General features: G+C 42.4%; 19 protein-coding genes. 3 read left to right on the top strand and 16 right to left on the bottom strand.

Annotated features, from left to right (window positions below):
* Window positions 1–13 precede the first annotated feature (13 nt).
* From AC04MN_RS13275 to AC04MN_RS13260, 4 genes are all read right to left on the bottom strand, one after another.
* The gene (locus AC04MN_RS13275) at window positions 14–1,078 is read right to left on the bottom strand and encodes a serine hydrolase domain-containing protein (protein ID WP_475383686.1); all 1,065 of its coding nucleotides are present in this window, start codon (window positions 1,076–1,078) and stop codon (window positions 14–16) included.
* Complete coding sequence (locus tag AC04MN_RS13270; RefSeq protein WP_475383685.1) at window positions 1,075–2,013, bottom strand: LD-carboxypeptidase; 939 nt, start codon at window positions 2,011–2,013, stop codon at window positions 1,075–1,077. Before AC04MN_RS13270 ends, AC04MN_RS13275 begins: the two co-directional genes overlap by 4 nt.
* 65 nt (window positions 2,014–2,078) lie before the next feature.
* Window positions 2,079–3,368 (bottom strand): adenylosuccinate lyase, encoded by a 1,290-nt coding sequence (purB, locus tag AC04MN_RS13265; RefSeq protein WP_475383684.1) that lies wholly within the window; start codon window positions 3,366–3,368, stop codon window positions 2,079–2,081.
* Entirely contained in the window at window positions 3,365–4,657 is a 1,293-nt protein-coding gene (locus AC04MN_RS13260) for a hypothetical protein (protein ID WP_475383683.1), read from the bottom strand. The genes purB and AC04MN_RS13260 overlap by 4 nt, the downstream gene beginning before the upstream one ends.
* Window positions 4,658–4,739: 82 nt before the next feature.
* Here AC04MN_RS13260 and AC04MN_RS13255 point away from each other — a divergent pair, with 82 nt between their 5' ends.
* Window positions 4,740–5,297: a glutathione peroxidase gene (locus AC04MN_RS13255; protein ID WP_475383682.1), complete on the top strand. Its 558-nt coding sequence runs from the start codon at window positions 4,740–4,742 to the stop codon at window positions 5,295–5,297.
* 89 nt (window positions 5,298–5,386) lie between these two features.
* On the top strand, window positions 5,387–6,154 hold the full coding sequence (locus tag AC04MN_RS13250; protein ID WP_475383681.1) for an outer membrane beta-barrel protein: 768 nt from the start codon (window positions 5,387–5,389) through the stop codon (window positions 6,152–6,154).
* Between the two features lie 45 nt (window positions 6,155–6,199).
* On the opposite strand, the gene AC04MN_RS13245 is transcribed toward AC04MN_RS13250, so the two are convergent.
* From AC04MN_RS13245 to AC04MN_RS13215, 7 genes are read right to left on the bottom strand one after another with little or no spacing between them, the layout of a single operon-like run.
* Complete coding sequence (locus AC04MN_RS13245) at window positions 6,200–7,576, bottom strand: sodium-dependent transporter (protein WP_475383680.1); 1,377 nt, start codon at window positions 7,574–7,576, stop codon at window positions 6,200–6,202.
* 2 nt (window positions 7,577–7,578) lie between these two features.
* The gene (gene der / locus AC04MN_RS13240; RefSeq protein ID WP_475383679.1) at window positions 7,579–8,931 is read right to left on the bottom strand and encodes a ribosome biogenesis GTPase Der; all 1,353 of its coding nucleotides are present in this window, start codon (window positions 8,929–8,931) and stop codon (window positions 7,579–7,581) included.
* Window positions 8,903–9,820 carry a GTPase Era gene (gene era, locus AC04MN_RS13235; RefSeq protein WP_475383678.1) on the bottom strand — a complete coding sequence of 306 codons (918 nt, stop codon included), beginning with the start codon at window positions 9,818–9,820 and terminating at the stop codon, window positions 8,903–8,905. The genes der and era overlap by 29 nt, the downstream gene beginning before the upstream one ends.
* Window positions 9,810–10,508: a ribonuclease III gene (rnc, locus tag AC04MN_RS13230; RefSeq protein ID WP_475383677.1), complete on the bottom strand. Its 699-nt coding sequence runs from the start codon at window positions 10,506–10,508 to the stop codon at window positions 9,810–9,812. The genes era and rnc overlap by 11 nt, the downstream gene beginning before the upstream one ends.
* Window positions 10,501–11,844: a tRNA (N(6)-L-threonylcarbamoyladenosine(37)-C(2))-methylthiotransferase MtaB gene (gene mtaB / locus AC04MN_RS13225; RefSeq protein WP_475383676.1), complete on the bottom strand. Its 1,344-nt coding sequence runs from the start codon at window positions 11,842–11,844 to the stop codon at window positions 10,501–10,503. Before mtaB ends, rnc begins: the two co-directional genes overlap by 8 nt.
* Window positions 11,829–12,914: a tRNA 2-thiouridine(34) synthase MnmA gene (gene mnmA, locus AC04MN_RS13220; protein ID WP_475383675.1), complete on the bottom strand. Its 1,086-nt coding sequence runs from the start codon at window positions 12,912–12,914 to the stop codon at window positions 11,829–11,831. Before mnmA ends, mtaB begins: the two co-directional genes overlap by 16 nt.
* Window positions 12,907–14,127 carry a cysteine desulfurase family protein gene (locus tag AC04MN_RS13215; RefSeq protein WP_475383674.1) on the bottom strand — a complete coding sequence of 407 codons (1,221 nt, stop codon included), beginning with the start codon at window positions 14,125–14,127 and terminating at the stop codon, window positions 12,907–12,909. The genes mnmA and AC04MN_RS13215 overlap by 8 nt, the downstream gene beginning before the upstream one ends.
* 201 nt (window positions 14,128–14,328) lie before the next feature.
* On the opposite strand from AC04MN_RS13215, the gene AC04MN_RS13210 reads away from it, so the two are divergent.
* Entirely contained in the window at window positions 14,329–15,645 is a 1,317-nt protein-coding gene (locus AC04MN_RS13210) for a hypothetical protein (RefSeq protein ID WP_475383673.1), read from the top strand.
* A gap of 35 nt (window positions 15,646–15,680) precedes the next feature.
* Here the strand turns inward: AC04MN_RS13210 and tsaE are convergent, their stop codons facing one another.
* The 5 genes from tsaE to cdaA are packed head-to-tail and all read right to left on the bottom strand — an operon-like array spanning window position 15,681 to window position 19,477.
* Window positions 15,681–16,121 carry a tRNA (adenosine(37)-N6)-threonylcarbamoyltransferase complex ATPase subunit type 1 TsaE gene (gene tsaE / locus AC04MN_RS13205; protein ID WP_475383672.1) on the bottom strand — a complete coding sequence of 147 codons (441 nt, stop codon included), beginning with the start codon at window positions 16,119–16,121 and terminating at the stop codon, window positions 15,681–15,683.
* A gap of 11 nt (window positions 16,122–16,132) precedes the next feature.
* Entirely contained in the window at window positions 16,133–16,873 is a 741-nt protein-coding gene (locus tag AC04MN_RS13200; protein WP_475383671.1) for a pyridoxine 5'-phosphate synthase, read from the bottom strand.
* A 1-nt stretch (window position 16,874) separates the two neighbouring features.
* Window positions 16,875–18,251 (bottom strand): phosphoglucosamine mutase, encoded by a 1,377-nt coding sequence (gene glmM / locus AC04MN_RS13195; RefSeq protein ID WP_475383670.1) that lies wholly within the window; start codon window positions 18,249–18,251, stop codon window positions 16,875–16,877.
* Window positions 18,252–18,263: 12 nt separating this feature from the next.
* Window positions 18,264–18,668 (bottom strand): CdaR family protein, encoded by a 405-nt coding sequence (locus AC04MN_RS13190; RefSeq protein ID WP_475383669.1) that lies wholly within the window; start codon window positions 18,666–18,668, stop codon window positions 18,264–18,266.
* Window positions 18,665–19,477 carry a diadenylate cyclase CdaA gene (cdaA, locus tag AC04MN_RS13185; protein ID WP_475383668.1) on the bottom strand — a complete coding sequence of 271 codons (813 nt, stop codon included), beginning with the start codon at window positions 19,475–19,477 and terminating at the stop codon, window positions 18,665–18,667. The genes AC04MN_RS13190 and cdaA overlap by 4 nt, the downstream gene beginning before the upstream one ends.
* Between the last annotated feature and the right edge of the window lie 14 nt (window positions 19,478–19,491).

The following is a 19,491-nucleotide window of genomic DNA, read 5'->3' as shown; positions in this document are numbered from 1 at the left end:
ACAAAGCTTCTTACTAAACAGCGCTTCTTCTAAATCCTTCAATCACCCAGTTATGAATCTCTGGGCGAAGCTGCGCAAATCCCTTTAAATTTCGACCGTAAAGTACTCGATTGGATAAAATCAGAATACTTAAATCTGTTTGAGGATCATACCAACAAGACGTTCCCGTAAAGCCCGTATGACCAATAGATTCACTACTAAAATACTTACCGCTACTGGAGGCTCCTAGCGAAGGCATCATATACCCTAGAGCCCAATCACCGGCCTCATTCGGAATCGCCCGTTTAGCAAAAAGCTGCGCTGTTTTTTGTTTTACAAAATACCGAGCAATCCCTTGAAGTTGACTACGCAAATGCAATGCATACCAACCAAGATCATCGATACTGCCAAACAGACCTGCGTGAGTCGATACACCACCCAATGCCCAAGCGTTTTCATCGTGAACTTCACCTTGAACAAGTTTAGCTCTCCAAGGACACTCTTCAGTCGGAGCAAATAGCGATAATTTTAATTCAGTCTTGTTATGAGGATGAAAATCTAAAGTAGTACCTTGGTAGAATTTCTCCTTAATATCCATCCAAACCGAAAACAGATCCTTATCGAAAAAACTCTCTAACAAAAACCCTAAAGTTAAAAAACCTAGATCCGAGTAAACAGCTTTACCGGTTGGAGCACAAGGAGCTTTGATTAACATCTCTTGCAACTTCTTGCGACGATCTGCTTCGGAAAGATTAAGATCTAAATCCTTATAAAAAGGCATCCACCACTCAAGCCCGGCCATGTGAGTCAATAAGTCCCTCACTTTTGTTTGAGGATGAGGATACCAAGATAAAATACTTTGCACCGTGGTGTCTAAATTCCACTTTTTTAGTTCAAAGGCGTACATCATAGCCTGAACCGTGAAAATTATTTTCGTTAATGACGCAAAATCGTAGTACGGATAGGTCTGCCCCACCCCAACATCGCAAATGACTTTACCACCATGGTAAGCACGAACTAAAACCCCAGGCGCAACATCTTTCAATGCTGTCTCTAGATTTTGAATTAGATTTTTCTCTAAAACGCTATACTTTATCATTTCACACCTATGTTTTTGATCTCTAGATCGAAAGTCGGTCTACGCCCATTTTTTGATTTTGCAGACAACACAGCCTTGGTTCCAAAAGGAACGGGACGCTGAACAACTCCGTGTCCGGCTTCAAATCCTGTAAAGACAGGAATGCTTAAATCTTCAGCCCATCTTTTAAACACCAAATCAAAATTATTCTTGCCAGTTTTAGGCTCTTCACCGCCAAGAAAATCTCCCAATAAGATTCCGTGACACTTTTTAAAAACACCTGCTTGTCTAAACTGTTCAAATATACGATCGATCCGATATCCTCGTTCGCCGATATCTTCAACAAATAGCAGTTTTTTATCACAATTAAACTGATAAGGAGTCCCTAACGAACTCTGCACAACTGTCAGATTACCACCCACAACAGATGAAACCAAGCGATCTACTTGAGATGCAGCCTTGTTCAGCGGCTTAAGTTTATTAAAAAGGATGCTCTCCTGTTGTCCATAAAGCATCTGATGAAGCTCTTTTTCAATCTCGGCAGGAACTTGTTTTTTACCCAGACGATCCAATAAAGGAGCATGAAGCGTCTGCCAACCCCACTCTTGCAAAAAGAAATGATGCAAAGAAGTAATATCACTGATCCCGATTAACAGTTTTTGCTTTTTGGGCTTTTTCATTTTAGCCAAATAAGGAAGCAGTCGATTACTTCCGTAGCCACCGCGCAAACACCAAATGATATGTGAATCTTCTGATAAAAGTGCAGCTTCTAAAAAAGCAAAACGCTTTTCATCTTCATGAGAGTGAATAAAATGTTTTCCAATAATATTTTTGGGAATCCGCGGAATCAAGCCCCAGCTTTTCAAAAATTGAGCGGCCCCCTGCACTTCTTCAGGAAGACAAGGGTACCCAGGGGCAATAACATCAACAATTTGACCTTCAGACAAGTAGCGCATCCCAAAATTCTAGACTGAGATACCAAGCCTGTACAAGTGCCTTTTACGATAAGGCTTTGCTTCTTTTACGCTAAAGCTCTGTTGACCAAGGCTTTAATAACTCGCTTCTGCCGTCGTCCTGAAAAGATGTCTTCCAACTCACCAGGGGCCAATTCTTTACCAATCTCAGGATCTTTCTGAATCTGAGTTTTTAAATGATCTCCGCCCCCTAAAGAGTGGCATATCCGCTGAACATGAGCATAGGCCTCTTCTCGGGAGAATCCCTTTTTAACCAGCGCCAAAAGCACCTGACTACTGTAAAGCTGGCCTTGGCTCAACTCGATATTTTCTTCCATTTTCTTCTTATTAACTATCAAGCCATCCAATAAAACACCCATCCGGTGCAAAGCATAATCACAAACAATGAATGCATCGGGAAAAACAACTCTTTCAACAGAAGAGTGACTGATGTCTCGTTCGTGCCATAAAGCCACATTTTCCAGGGAACTTAAGGCATAACCCCTTAGAAGCCGAGCAAGTCCCGTGATGTTCTCGGCACTAATTGGGTTTTTCTTATGAGGCATCGCTGAAGAACCTTTTTGCCCTTTACTAAATCCTTCTACGACTTCTCCAACTTCACTCCGCTGCAAGTGACGCAGTTCGATTGCAAGACGCTCTAAAAAAGCCCCAACCATAGAAAGTGCCAAGATCACTTCAGCATGCCGATCTCTAGGAATAACTTGAGTTGCAACCGGTTCAGGTTTTAGTTTAAGTTTTTTAGCAACTAATTTCTCTAAATTAATAGATTGACTACTAAAAGTCCCGACCGCGCCGGAAAGTTTACAGATCTCCATTTGTTTAAGTGCTACTTTAAGTCTTTCTTTATTGCGTCGAAGCTCCATCAAAAAACCGGCCATTTTAAAACCAAAACTAGTAGGTTCCGCAAACATCCCATGGGTACGTCCCGCACATAAAGTATCCGCATGTTTTCTTGATAGACTTCGCAAAGACTTTTCAACTCGGCCGACGCTTTGTAGTAAAACCTCACCCGCTTCTTTCACTTGTAAGCTAAATGCAGTGTCCAAAACATCACTGGATGTTAAGCCATAATGAATGAACTTCCCCTGCTCTCCCACATTTTCAGCAAGGTTTGTCACAAAAGCGATCACATCGTGCTTAGTTACTTTTTCAATCTCGTGAATTCTTTTGGTTGAAAACTTAGCCTTAGCTTTGATCGCTTTAGCGGCAGCTTTAGGAATAACCCCCTGCTGAGCCTGAACTTCAGCCACAGCAATTTCAACTTTCATCATCCATCCAAATCTGTGTTCTAAATCCCAAACTAGACCCATTTCTGGACGAGTATAACGTTCAATCATGATTTCACATCACCTTCGATTTGATTTTTCTTTTTTTGCTCTGCCAATTGTTTTTGTTGCCACCACTTTGTAATACCTGACGAAAGCTCTTTTTCAGCCATACTCATAAAATGAGCCCCATAATGACGCCAAGTCTCGGGACTCAAAAAGTGCAAATTTGTCATCTTAACTCCGCCGCCAATAAACGAATCGAACAATGGAAAGCGAGGAGCTCCTAACTGCGCGTAGGTATAATAATATTCTTGAGGATAAGTCTGAATTTTGATTTCAGCGCTAGCTTCAGAACTAGTTAGACGCCCCCTCATTGTTCGTACTATTTCTCCGCCTCGTTGAGTTAAGTAATCTTTATTGAAGCGCTGAACTGTAGGAAGGCGCAGCCAGATATCAAACTGCTCCGGTAAAACGGTGCGCTGAAGAATCATCATATTTTCGTGTGTCCAAGGGGCCATTTCGTCTTCAAGTAAAACTGAACTTAAAGGCAAAAGGTCTCTTTCGATGCAGGGGCCAATATGAATACGGTAACGCAACCAACACCAGACGGACTCATTTTGTTGTGTAAATATCTGCTTAGCTACTTTTTCATTTAAAAAATATGTTTCTTCGCTTGTTAAACCCCAAACAAGTTGTTCAAAACGATAAACCCCTTGCTGCTCACCCCGAAGCTCTGCCCCCGCTAAGGATTTCTTGTTCAAGTGAGCCAAATCAACCAATTCAGACTGCGAAAGAACTCTCACCCCCATCGAGCTTAGCCAATGCAGACTTTTTTCGTGACCTTGCCGAGTCGAGTATCTAACGCTGTAGTTCGCTCCAACCCCGGGAATCTCTGAATTTTTACTTAAAGCCTGGATCGATGGTAAATAATACGTCGACGAAAGCTGCGTCAAAAGAGCCGGAAGCCATTGTTTTTGAAACTCCAAACTCTGCATCGCCTTAGAGGTTTGACCGGCTAGCAAAGCCTCTTGCATTTCCGAGCTCAAGCCCATTTTTTCGAGCTTAAAACGTATAAGCGGCCCCTTAAAATCAAAAACTTCTTTTTGAGTCCAAAGAGAAAAACCCTCGGGCAATTCCTGCCACAAATCACCGGAGTTTAGCGAAGCCAGCATCAACTCATCTAGTTGATCGGATTTCAAAAGACCAAACGGACCTTCGCAAATCTCGGCTGGCCACTGCCCCAACTGGGCACTGACATCCAACAAAGTCGTCTCAATACCCTGCTTTTGAAGATGCGCTGCCAACCAATGCCCACGCCCGAAAGCAGATACAATAAATGCTGTGCTTGATTGAGTCATATACACCTCGCCAACCTGTTTAATCTAATGGACAAGCTCGAAAAAATCATCAAGAATAGAAATGCAACCACAAGGAGATCTTATGTTTCGCAAAATCACTTTGGCAACAATCATCTCTTTATTTAGTTTGACTGTTTTTTCAGCAGACTCGCAAAGTTTTTTTGATCTTTCAGCTAAAGACATTCAGGGGAAAACTATTCACTTTTCTCAGTACAGAGGTAAAGTTGTCTTGGTAGTCAATACAGCCAGCCAATGCGGCTTCACGCCGCAATTGAAGGATTTAGAGGCTCTTCAGCAAAAATACAAAGATCAAGGATTTACTGTACTAGCTTTCCCTTCCAATGATTTCAAACAAGACCCCGAAGAGAACACAAAAGTTTTGGATTTCGCCAAAAAAGAATATGGAGTCTCTTTTCCATTCTTCGATAAAGCTCCGGTTCGAGGTCCAAATAAACAACCTGTCTACGATTTTCTTGTAAAGGCCAAACCAGGCATTTTACTTTCTGAAGTAAGCTGGAATTTTGAAAAATTCTTGGTTAACCGTAAAGGAGAGGTCGTAGAGCGCTGGACATCGATCACGTCGCCTTCAAACTCTTCTATCACCAAAAAAATCGAGAAAGCCCTAGCCGAGCCCATGTAACGGGTCAAATTGAGACGCTTTCTGGACCCTAATGAGATTCTCTTTTCAAGCCCCTGAATGCACGACATAATTGTTCTCAGGGGGATACCGTGAAACCAGTATTATCTATTTTACTGTTGGGCATGCTTTCGACATCGACAGCTCTTGCTCAATCAGACTTTCAGCCTTATCAATACAAGCCCCAATCCTCATACTTGGTCGCGCAAGTAGACCCTGACGAGGCTTACGATCCGTTTGCGGATTACTCTGAGTTCGACGAAGATTCTGAAGAAGAAGCCGATATTAATTTTTTTAGAAACGGCCGTTTCTTAACAGCAGCCCTCATGACCGGTTATCGAGGCTTCACTGGCGGCATGGCCACAAACCAATCGGCGGGTGCCACGTACGGACTTCAACTTTCTTACTTTTTCGATTTACGCCTAGCCATGTCTTTGGGATTCCAAACGGGAGATCACGCGGTTAGCTTTAAGACCAGCGGCGGAAATAAATTAGGAAATGTTTCGATCACCCATATTAATTTCTCGTTGAAATACTACATGAACACCCAAAATGTTACCAAGGGACTTGCCGACCTGAACCCTTACATTATTGGCGGTTTCGGGCAAAACTACCGAACTTTTACATTTGAAGAAACGGGCTCAGCTTTCAGCAAAGATTCCACCATGGGTTTTGATGGCGGCGTGGGGTTAGAAATTCCGATGATGAGACGAAAAGCTTACCTTGGAGTCCAAGGCACTTATCACTTTGTTAGCTTCAATGATGAAAATAAATCTTACTTCCAGGGAACAGATTTACTTTCAACAAAAAATGCCGGTGATTTTTTTGATTTAATGTTTTTACTGGGTATGAATTTTTAAATTAAGATCCACTCCAATAAAAAAAACCGCTCTGTGGCGGTTTTTTTATTTCAAAAGACTCAACAGCAAGCCTGCTGTCTGCAGCAACATACCAATAATAATCACTGAAGGCACCATCCACTTAAGGACAAATATCCAATAAGGATACATCGAGGTGCTAGCAATGTTATCTTTAGAAACAAAAGCTTCTTCTTTTTCCCTTTTTGTAAAACCCAACAAAAATACACGAGAAATCAACAAGGCAACAATCGGAAGAATCCAGTTAATCAACAACGAATCAACGGACTCCATTAACGATTTATGTCCGATGCGAACATCTCGAAAAACCGAGCTGGAAAGCGACGGAACAATAGCAAGCCCTAAACATAAAGCACCAGCTATCCATGTGGCCGTGGAACGCTCCATATTACCTTTCCCGTAGGAATCTTTCAAATTAGACAATACGGCCTCTAACAAACCAATACTGGCATTTAAGGCTGCCAAATAAAGACAAACGAAGAAAGCCAAACCAAACCATGTTCCACCTCGAATATCAGCTAAAAAGCGTGGAATAGCCTGAAACAATAAAACAGGATCCGTCAGTGGCACATCGGAAACCTGAAAAGCGATTGGAAAAATCATGACGGCTGCAACTAACGAAATCAAAGTATCCACCGTCGCAACCCGAAATCCTGCTGTAGGCACGTGATCTTGATCTCGCATATAGGAACCAAAAGTCACCATCGTCCCAAAACCAACACTGAGAGTGAAAAAGACGTGTCCCAAGGCATGCATCAACGAACTTAAGGTCAACTTAGAAAAATCAGGATAAAACAAAAATCGCAGCGCATCTGCGGAACTAGTCAAAGAAAATGACTTGTAAAGAAGCACACACACCAAGGCTGCAAAGAAGGGCATGATCAAGCCAATCCAGCGCTCCAACCCCTCTTGAACACCTTTCACAACAACCACCAAGACAATCAAGATATGAGCACTGGCTAGCATCAACTGCAACCAACCATTTTCCATCAAATAACTTAAAGTAGAATCGCCGCTAGAACCCTGCTGAAAAAGCGCTAAAAAAAACTGGGTCATAAAATGAAGAACCCAGCCACTAATCACAGAATAATATGCTAACACTACTAAGCTTACCAAAACTGGTAACTGACCTAACCAAGAGCCTCGCTGCCCGCTTTTAGCGCATAACTGCGCAACCGCGGAAATGACAGAGCGCTTGGTGGTCTTACCAATCAAAAGCTCTGCAATTAATAACGAAGCCCCTATCGTGAACGAAAGAAATACGTACAACAAAACAAAGGCACCGCCGCCGTTTTCACCAACAACGTAGGGAAAACGCCAAAGATTCCCCAGGCTGCAGGCAGAGCCAATTGCAACCATGTAGAAACCAAATTGTGTCCGCCACGAGCCTCGTTTAGCCGCCACGACTATCTCTCCTCAGCGTTCTTTGCCTTCATACAGAAGATACGAATAGGAATACCAAAAAGATCCCATCGCTCTTTAATATGCTTAGTCAAGAAACGACGATAAGCTGGCGTCACACCTTCTGGCTTATTTGCAAATGCAATAAAACTTGGCGGAGTCTGGAATGTCTGAGTTAAGTAGTAAAACTTAACGTTTGTATTACCTGCAACAGGCGCTGGAGCTTTACGAATAGTTTCAAAAAAGAAGTCGTTTAGCTCGCTGGTTGAAATTTTGATTTTCATTTTACTGCTAACTTCTTCGATCTCTTGAAAAAGTTCATCTATTCCATAACCTGTTTTAGCCGAGGTAAACACAACTCTGACATCAGTAAAAAAGTGAAATACTCGTTGCACTTGATCACGGAAAGTCTGACGGTATTCAGGCACTTCTTTACCTGCAACATCCGATTTATTTGCAACAAGAATAACACCTTTATGTCCTTCTAAAATTGCTTCCATAATCTTTGTGTCTTGATCAGTCGGTCCAATTAAACCGTCCACCATTAACAGAACAACATCGGCCTTTCGAATAGCCTCATGCGATTTAAAGGCAGCAATAATTTCGACATCTTCTTCACGCCGAGAACTTTTCCGTAAACCCGCCGTATCCACAATTGTGTACTGTTTGCCATTATAGTAAAATGGAGAATCAACAGCATCTACCGTCGTCCCAGCAATATCAGAAACAAGCATCCGATTGCTACCAAGCAGATGGTTGCAAATAGAACTTTTACCAACGTTCGGCTTACCGACGATTGCTATAGTCGTACCACGATCTACATTCATACGATTTTCAGGAAGATTTTTATGCAACCATTCCAAAAGATCTGCCAGACCTCGACGCTGCTCGAAGCTTGTCGTGACCATATCAATTCCAAACTCATAAAAATCAATTTTAGCACTTTCGTCATCCGCAACAGAGTCCACTTTATTGATGACCAATAGAAATGGCTTCCCCGTTTGCTTCGCAATACGAATAATATCTCTATCTTCCGGCATTAACCCTGCGCGCCCGTCCATAACGGCGATGATATAATCCACCGTATGTAGAAACTCTCCAACCTGCTCCCGAATCATCTTAGAGAAAATATCCGTGGCTTCAGTTATACCGCCGGTGTCCAAAAGATCAAATTCCTTACCCCATAATTCTACGGGTTCGATTTGAATATCTCGGGTCACACCTGGCTGATTTTTAACAACAGCTTTTCTAGACTCGGTAAGAATATTAAATAACGTGGATTTACCAACGTTAGGACGACCAATAATGGCTACTTTCGGAGCCCAACCGCTACTCATTGTTTCGTTTGTCTGTGACATAGCGAAGCTCCTTCATCATTCTGTTATTATCAAACCAATCTTCACGTACAACGACTTGCAGATCCAAGAATACTTTTTCTTGCACCAGTTTTTCTATTTCTTTGCGTGATTCCATGCCTAGCTTTTTGATCATCTTAGCTTCTTTACCCACAACAATAGGTTTGTGACCATCTTTAGCTACTATGATCTCGGCATAAATTTTAGGACACGGTTTAGCATTTTCTTCGTACTTCACAATACGCACCGCTGTTTCAAAAGGGATCTCGTGATGCAGGCTTTCGAATATTTTTTCACGAATGATCTCTGCAACCATGTCTCGTGTGTTTTCATTTGTAAACAAATCAACTTCAAACAAAGGCTCAGGAGACTCTGGCATAAGTTCAAGAAACTCGATCAACAGTGCTTCCCGTTCTTCAACATCATCTTTATACTTTTCCGCCGAAACAGAAAGGGCCTTCCCTTTCTTTTCTTCGATCATTTGTTTAAGAATCAAAATACGATGCGCTTTTTCTTCGATATCTGTCTTAGTAATCAAACCAATCCATGGTTTTCCTGATGCCGCCACCATATCGATAACTTTTTGCGCGTCCTCGGGTGATGATTCATCAACAGAAACCACAGCAATTAGTGCGTCAGACGACTTAATCACATCTTGCGCTTCTTTGGCTAAAAATCCATTTAATCCTTTTTCCGCATTAATAACACCAGGAGCATCCACAAATACAATTTGTCCAGCATCTGTAGACCAAATACCTAAAATACGACGACGAGTCGTCTGAGGCTTTGCCGTTACAATGGATACTTTTTCAGCCACGAGCCAATTCATTAAGGTGCTCTTCCCCGCATTTGGCTGGCCAATTAAACCTAAAAATCCTGCTTTAAATCCCATCTTCAATTCCTTTATATCTTAAATCCAAGGCTGCCTTCGCAGCCATTTGTTCGGCAATTTTTTTACTTTTACCCGAACCCTCTGCCACTTTTGTATCGCCGATAACAACGACACAATAGAATAGTCGATCGTGCGGCGGCCCTTCTTCTTTAATCAATTCGTACTTCGGAGTGGCTTTGTCCTTTTTCTGCACAATCTCTTGAAGCCTTGTTTTATAATCTCGCTCAAAGTCCCCTTGCTCACGTAGGCTATCCACTAGAACTTCGAACTCTCGACGGATAAAAACTCGTGCAACCTCGAATCCACCATCTAAGTAGACAGCCCCCACTAAAGCCTCAAAGGCCGAAGCCAGAAGCCGGGGTTTTTGTGCGCCCCCCGTTAGAAGTTCGCCCTTTCCAAGCTGCAAGTCCTCATTAAGTTTCATACGTTGAGCAATTTCCGAAAGAACCTCTTCGTTCACAATACTGGCACGTTTTTTTGACAAACCGCCCTCAGTATCCTTCGGAAATTTCTCAAACAATACTTCTCCGACAACAAGATCTAAAACCGCATCCCCTAGGAACTCTAATTTTTCGTTATGTTCATAGTTAGACTTGTTCTCGTTCGCGAAACTCTTGTGGGTCAAAGCTCGAACTAGGTTTTCGATTTTTTTAAATCGATAACCAATGCGCTTTTCCACATCATTCACTGATAACCTCCCCGACCAAATGGCCTTCCATATGTTGTTTATTTGAGTGATCATAGCCGGTGATTCGAACTGGGATTTCTTGCCCCGCCCAGGCTTCTAAGAATGACTCGGCACCCATAATATCCACAGGCCAATAGTCTTCCGATAATCCCTGACCACCTTTTGCCACGCCTTTTAATACTAGAACCTTTTTGGTCTTTCCAACTTGCTCCTGCGCTAAAAGACTATAGCGATTTAAACTGAGTTCGCGCAGCCGAGAGGCCCGTCGTGCACGCTCTTCTTTCGGAACACTCACATCCATCACAGCAGCCCGTGTTCCTTGACGTTCTGAATATGGAAAGACGTGAATTTTAGACCATGGCAGTTCAGCCAAAGTCAGATAAGTATCTTCAAACTGCTCGTGAGTCTCTGTTGGAAAACCCACAATAACATCCATTCCGATAAATGCGCCAGGGACTCTTTCCGCAATTCGATTAAGAGCGTGAATCACCTCGGCCTGACCGTATTGGCGCTTCATGTTTTTTAATACATCGGTGTTTGCAGATTGAATGCTCATATGAAAATGAGGACACATTCGAGGATCTTGATACAAATCCAGTAAACGTTCACTGACTTCTACCGGCTCCAAAGAGGCCAATCTAAATCGAGGCATCTTTGTTTTTAGCAACAACTGCTCGATTAAATCCTCCATCCCCATTTTTTTTCCTAAGTATTCGTCTTCGTAGTCGCCGATATGAACACCCGTTAAAACAACTTCCCGACTACCTTGAGCGTAAATCTCGTTTACTCGACGAATAAGCTCGACAATTGGAATAGAACGACTCTTTCCGCGAGCATAAGGAATTATACAATAAGTGCAAAACGAATTGCAGCCATCTTGAATTTTCAAAAAAGAGCGCGTGTGATTTTTTTCTTCTCCACCGCCCATTTCTAAATCATCTTTTCGGAATATATTCGACTTCCAAGTTTTTTGTTCAAGATCTCCACGATAAAATTTTGCCAAAAGTTCAGGAAGCATACCTTTATGGGAATTAGCTACAACGAGATCCGCTCCTGGAAGATTTTCAAACGAACCAGTATCAACCTGTGCTGCACACCCAGTAACGACTACCGTACAAAAAGGATCTTTTGCCTTAAGACGTCGAATATAACGAACAGCTTCTTTCGTCGCCTCGGCCGTCACAGCACAAGTATTCAAAACATGAATCTTTGTTTCAGGATCCATTTTAACAAATTCGTAACCAGCTCCCGTTAAATTTTTCTGAAGAAGTCCCGAATCGTAGGTATTTACTTTACAACCAAATGTATGAACTTGATATTTTAGACGACGATCCATCCGCCCCCCAAAAGTTGTTTATCCCGATAAAGTACGGCTGCTTGCCCTGGAGTAACCGCTCGCTGAGGAGTCTCGAATTGTAATTTAAAGCCTCGATCGGTTTTAAAGACCTTGGCTGGATTTCCTTTTGCCGAGTATCTAATCTTGGCGTTAACGATTTCACCATCCTGAATGTCATTCGTTAACCAGTGCGGTTCGATCACCTCGACCTCGCTATAAAACAAGTGCTCTTCATCACCAACCCAAACGGTATTAGTTTGCGCATCGATTTTTAAAACAAAAAGCTTTTCGTGATAGGTCATACCCAGACCTTTACTTTGCCCTATCGTATAAAGATGGATTCCATCGTGCGGAGACATTTTTTCTCCGGATGGATAACGTCGAATCCAGCCGGCCTTGGTGCTTAAGATCTCTTTAGAAACATGACTTTCCATAAAACTTTGGTAGCCCTGGTTTCCAACAAAACAAATTCCTTGCGAGTCTTTTTTCTTAGCCACGACTAAATTCAAACGCTCAGCATGAGCTCGAACCTCTGGTTTTTTCAAATGACCAATAGGAAATAGCAACTTTGGAATCAACTCGGGATCTATAGTAAAAAGGAAGTAAGTTTGATCCTTCCAATCATCCGTAGACGTATGAATCGACGAACGACCTTTTTCATCAGTCACGATCTGCGCATAGTGTCCAGTTGCTAAATAATCGCATTCTAGTTCTTTCATTTTTCTTACCAAGTGGTCGAACTTCAAATAGGTATTGCAGTTCACACATGGAAGTGGAGTTTGACCCTCTAAATAAGATTTTAAGAAGGGATCAATAACACTAGCTTTAAATTTTGCTTCACAGTTGATGACGTAAAATGGAATACCCAACCGGTCGGCAACCGAGCGGGCATCATCCACATCTAGACTCGAACAGCAGGTGCCATTCCCTTCTTCAATATCGCAGCTTGTATAGTCCCAAACTTGCATGGTAGCACCGATGACTTCATAACCTTGTTCAACTAATAAGGCCGCCGCGACCGAACTATCTACCCCGCCACTCATCGCCACTAAAACACGTCCCTTAGACATTCTGCACCTCTGTACCAATATTACGAAGACGTTCGACCACTGATTTCAATACATCCACAAAAGTATCCACTTCTTCTAATGTGGTTCCCCAACCAATACTGACTCTCAACGAGTTCTGAGCCTCGGCCCGAGTTAATCCCATATTTAACAACACCGGACTGGGCTCGGGATTTCCACTACTGCAAGCAGCTCCGGTGCTTACAGCGTAACCTTTAATATCAAGTCCCATTAAAAGAGTCTCGCCATCACAACCTTTAAGAACTAAGGAACTTGTATTTGGCAATCGTGGGCTTTCACCTGCAGTTACTGAAACATCACCGATTTCTTTTAGCACTCGAAGTTCAAAATGATCACGAATCGCGGCCATCTGTTCCGCTTTACTAGACACGTCTTTAAAACGATGAACCGCGATTCCTAAAGCTGCAATACCCAATACATTTTCGGTACCACCGCGACGATGTCGTTCCTGTCCCCCGCCCAATATCATTGGTAAGTAAGGAGCACCCTTTTTAACAAAACTGACACCGGTGCCCTTAAGAGCGTTTACTTTATGAGCCGAAAAGCTCGCGTAATCGACTTTTAGATCGTAAACTCGCACAGGTATTTTTCCAAAGGCCTGAACGCAATCTGAATGAAAAAGAGCACCAAATGAATGAACTAAATCTGCAATTTCAGAGATTGGAAAAAGAGTGCCAGTTTCATTATTCGCAGCCATCACAGAAACTAAAGCGGTCTTTTTGCTTAAATGGCTTTTTAGAAAATCAAGATCCAACTTTCCATCGCGACCGACTGGGATAATATCAACTTTGGCGCCCAGCTCAGATAAATGAAGCATTGTTTTCATCACCGCTGGATGCTCGACTGCTGAGCACATATAATGATCGCGAACTGAATCTTCAGTTAAAGATTCCTCTTTTGCTTTTGCATGCCAATAATCAAAAACGCCGCGGATAATAGTATTGTTTGATTCCGTGCCCCCAGAGGTGAATATCAACTCCAAAACAGAGGCTCCGATCGATTCTGCAATCATCTTTCGAGCATCTCGAAGAATATTTTTGGGAGCTCGACCTCCCCAATGAATCGAACTTGGATTACCCCAAATCTTAATCAGCTCGGGCAACTCGGATACGACCTCCGCACAAATCGGCGTTGTCGCATTGTTATCAAAATAGAACTGAGGGGCCCGTTGACTGGGCAACTGATATAGACTCATAAGGTGCCGCACCCTATCACATTCTTAAGTACCTGAAAAGACTGAATGCTTTTCATAGTGATTCCTTATTTGCCGGGTCGAACCCCTAGGGATTGTACCTCCCCCGGAAAGTCGCCCCAAAAGACATTATGTTACATCGGCGTGTTTTTTTACCACCCTAAGTCCATACAGTTTTACCAAGCCTGATCCGATAAGAAAAACATGGCAAAACCTCTTTGGATTCAACACTTTGAAGAACAATTACAGGGACTTGAAGCTTTCTACAACGAAGTTGAAAGATCCGAGTCACTCTTATCTTTTGCCCTGGCTAAGGAACTCCTAAAAGAAGAAGACTATCTTTTGTGGGCTCAAAAGCATTTTGAGATCGCTAAAATTAAAGGTTCCTACTTTGTCGATTTAGCTCCGTCAGAAAGCCTTTGGAACAAATATCGTGAAAATTTCACATGGTCGCAGGACTGTATTCCTGTCGGTATATGGGAACAACACCTTTTGATCGCTACGATTGATCCGGAAAAATTCAATTCATCCGTTGTTTCCATACCTGCAACGCCGACTATCTTTTTTTTAGCAGATACAAGCTCAATCAAAAGATGGTACGAAAAATACCAATCCTTTCAGACAAATTCGATCTCCTCGACCGTCGCGCCTGAAGCTGCAGTTGCAGACAATCCAAGTTCAGATCTTTTAGAACTTCAGGATGAAGTGGTTGATGTTGTTTCTGAAAATGAACTATTAGAAATTGAAGAAGGATCTCCAGAAGGTTTTGATGGGCATTTGAATCTTGAAGCTCTGAATGAGCCCGAAGGAATTGAAAACTCTGCAAGTAAAGCACCACCTTTGGATTTGGATTTTACCGCGCTTCGCTCGAATACCGTTACTAAAGCGGAGGTCGCAAGCGAACCCACAAATTCAGGAATACAAACAGAATTTACCAATACGGCGGTTGCAATTGCAAAAGCACCACCGCCTCCACCACCACCTCCAGTTGGAAGCACTGGCTCTATTCGCCCAATTCCTCATGTCTCGGCGGCAACTCTGGGTGCAAATCCGACCTCAGGATTTTCAATGGATCCCTGGAAAGCGGACTTTTTAAAAACAGAATCGCAAAAAGCTTTTTCTCAAATGAAAAGTCATTTTGAAAAGTCTTTGATCCTGGCAATCAGTGATGACGAATCAAAACTTAAAGTGCAATTTTGGGATGACGGATTTAAAAAACCTCAAAACGAAAAAGTTATTCCACTGAAGACGCCTAGCATTTTCAATATCGTTGCCCAAACTGTAAAGCCGTTTCACGGCCCCATCAGTCTGAATGAAATCAACGAACAGTTTTTCGAAATCTGGAATCAAGCACAGATCCCAAGTCACGTCACAATCACTCCGATAGTAGTACAAGACAAACTTGTCGGAATGCTGATGGGCATTGCGGGCAGTCAGGCCTTCAATAAAGCAACTTTGAATTTCGCCGAAAAACTATCTACTGAGATATCAAAAGATTTAACGTTAGCAACGGCCGCATAACCTCACCCGAGCTACAATAAGCTCGGGAGCTAGGTTTAGAATCCTAGATCCGTAACGTCAATGCGACGATCCGTCGGACCTAAAATTGAAATTTCAACCTGTACTTTGCGCCAATTCATCGGCAGCTCTTCAAAATTTAAGCGCTGCGGCCATTCGATAATAATCAAAGATTTTTTCTGAGCGAATAAATCCCAAAAACCAGTGGACTCTAGGTCATCCTCATTTTTTAAACGAAAAAGATCTAAATGGTCTAACACAAATCCATTCTGACCTTCGTAACGATGATGAATTGCAAACGACGGTGACGCGACATCTTTCAGTCCTTGCAACTGAGCAATCGCCAGAACAGAGTGAGTCTTCCCGGCGCCCACATCCCCTTTTAAAAGTAGGACACATCGATCGGGAAATGAAGGAAGCAGTTCTTTCCAAAACTGCTCCAACTCGATTAGACTATGGACTTCCACCGAACGATTCATGATTATCTACTTTACTTAAGAATTTGTCGCATTTTTCGAACAGATTTTTCCAAACCATCCTCAAGAGCGTAACAAACCAAAGAATGTCCGATATTAACTTCTTGAAGAAATGGAAGTTTATTGATGATTTTTGAATGAGCATAATCCAAGCCGTGTCCAGCATGAACATTCATATCTAAACTATGCGCAAGCTCGGCTGCTCGACAAAGTTTATTCCACTCGCGCTCTTTAGCGGCACCCTTTAATAGCACCCATTTTCCCGTGTGAAGTTCAATAGCATCAGCCCCAATTCTGTAGGCTGCATTTACTTGTTCTTCCGACGGCTCAATAAAAAGACTGATTTCAATTCCGATGCGCTGAAGTTTCTCGATCATTGGGGCTAATTTCGAGTATTGACCAATGACATCCAAACCGCCTTCGGTCGTTAATTCTTCCCTTTTTTCCGGCACCAAACAAACCCAATCAGGCTTGTATTTTTTTGCAAATGAAACCATCTGTGGCGTTGCACCCATCTCTAAATTCAGGGGAACGGGGCATTCTTTAGACAATAATTTAAGATCGGACAACTGAATATGTCGACGGTCTTCACGCAAGTGAATGGTGATCTGACCCGCCCCACCTTTGACTGCTAAGCGTACCATTTTTAAAATATCTGGATAGGAAGTTGTTCCACCTCGAACCTGCCGCAATGTCGCCACGTGATCAACGTTAACTCCAAGACGGATCATATTCTTTTTTCTCTTTTGGGCCATACTACGACAGCTCCTTCTCTAGAAAACCAGCAATTTCTTCAGCAATCACCTGAATTTTTGCTTTATCAGGCCCCTCAACTAAAATACGTATCAAAGGTTCTGTGCCTGAAAAACGAACAAAGACACGTCCACTATCACCAAGTTCCTGTTCCTTGGCTTTGATAAGAGCATCGTAACCCTTAATTTCAGAAGTTTCTTTTCTATTTTTAACTCGGCAGTTAATCAAAACTTGCGGCACGTCTTCAAAAACGCGGTTCAACTCGCTCATTTTTTTTCCAGATTCTTTCATGACGGCAAGTACACTCAATGCTGCAATACATGCATCACCAGTTGTTGTATGATCCAAGAAAATAATATGACCAGATTGTTCGCCACCCAAGTTGTAGCCATTTTTGCGCATTTCCTCGACGACATATTTATCACCGACGCCGGTTTTTACTAGTTTAATTCCTTGCTCGCGCATTTTCTTTTCCAACCCGAAATTAGACATCTGGGTGGCAACCAAAGTGTCTTTCTTTAAAAGACCTTTACTCTTCATATGTAATGCACAGATAGCTAAAATATGGTCTCCATTGATGATATGGCCTTTTTCATCAACCATAATGACCCGATCCGCATCCCCATCTAATGAAATACCAACGTCCGCACGGTACTGAATCACAGCATCCGCTAATCGTGCCGGATGTAATGCCCCCACCTTGTCATTAATGTTGATTCCATTAGGTTCATCACCAACAACGACGACTTCGGCACCTAACTCTTCAAAGATATTTGGCGCCACCTTATAAGCCGCACCGTTTGCCGTATCCAGCACAATACGCATCCCCTCTAAAGTTTCCTCTAAAGGAAATGTAGACTTCACATAGACAATATAACGCCCTTGAGAGTCTTCAATACGACGAGTGCGCCCCACTTCAGGCCCTGTCACCAAGTATTGGCTTAGATCTTCTTCTAGAACTAAACGTTCGATCTCTTTTTCAATATCATCAGCAATTTTAAAACCATCCGGTCCAAAAATTTTAATACCGTTATCTTGATAGGCATTATGAGACGCTGAAATTACAATTCCAGCGGCTGCTCTCATGGTTCTAGTTAAATACCCAATACCAGGAGTCGGCAAAGGTCCCACAAGCTGCACGAAAATGCCCATCGAATTTAAGCCCGATGCTAAGGCTTGCTCAATCATATAACCCGATAGTCGAGTATCCTTACCAATAACGACACGACGAACACCGTTCATGATATTGTCATCACGCTGCCTCAAGATATAACCCAAGGCTTGACCTACTTTGACAACCATTTCTGGTGTCATTGGCCACTGATTAGCTGTTCCGCGAATTCCATCAGTACCAAATAATCTTTTTTTCTTCTCTGCCATAAAATACCTACACTATTGTTTCACATCTGAGGCTGATTTAATTTCTGCTCGAATCACCATAGGCTTCACGCCAATAATTTTAACTCCTAAAGGAATATCAATTTTTTCTAAAGGAATTGTCACATCCACAACTCCTAATCCACGTTGAGAAACATCAATCGCTAACGAGTGACTAAGAGCTGAGTCCATAAACTTCTTTAAAGCTGTACGGGAGCCCGAGACCTTTACGCGTACCGAATCATTACTCTGAGCGATGACGACATGGCCAGGTGCTGTTAAAAGATCAATTTCTATTGTTTTACTCATCACAAAATCTCGTCGACCCAATATCGTTAACCACAAGATCGCGGTAATGAAAAAGGCTACAACCTTATATGTCCAATTTTCTGTGAAGAATTCGACCAAATCAAACTTCATACAAGTTCTCCTTGGTGAAAGGCTTTGTACTTTAAACCATAGAATTCATAGAGAGCTTTTCGCACATCACCCAATTCAACTTGGGGCTGCATATGCCCCCCTTTAACTATACTGATGCTACGATTTTCCTCACTGACCACCAACACCATTGCGTCCGTTTCTTCTGTTAAACCAATAGCTGCCCGGTGTCTCGTTCCTAAATTTTTATCTAAGGCGGGATTTTTACTTAAAGGTAAAAAACAACCGGCTGAGTGAATTTTGCCATTTCGAATTAACACTGCACCATCATGCATCGGAGCTGCCGGATGAAAGATCGAAGTCAAAAGTTCTGACGACACCTTTGATTCCATCTCAGTTCCCATCTCAACATGATAGTCCACCAGAATTTCACTCTCTAAAACAATCAAAGCGCCGTAACCTCTTTGAGAAGCGGCAATGACCCCTTTTGCGATTTCTTCCACCATTTGAGTTTCATAGGCCGCAGAAACATCAGTAAAGAAAGGATTCGATCCGATATGAGCAAGTGCTCGACGAATTTCCCCTTGGAATAAAACAACGACGATAACAAATAAATTTGAAAAGAATTTTTCAAGCAACCAGTTGAACGTGAAAAGTTCGAACCAAATGGAAAGAATATAAAGAATCGCCAAGACACCGAGACCAGATAACATTTGGATGGTGCCCGTTCGCCGTATCAAAATTAATACGCGATAAACTACCATCCAAACAAGGGCCATGTCTAAAAAATCCTGAGCACGCAAATTGGACAAAATAAATGATAAATTGTCTACAAACTGCTGCCAGATCAAGATGAAGCCCCTTT

It is taken from the genome of Bdellovibrio sp. ZFWA1, from assembly GCF_056175665.1.
The sequence above is the reverse complement of the archived record's forward strand: the minus strand, read 5'-3'. Positions and strand labels throughout refer to the sequence as shown.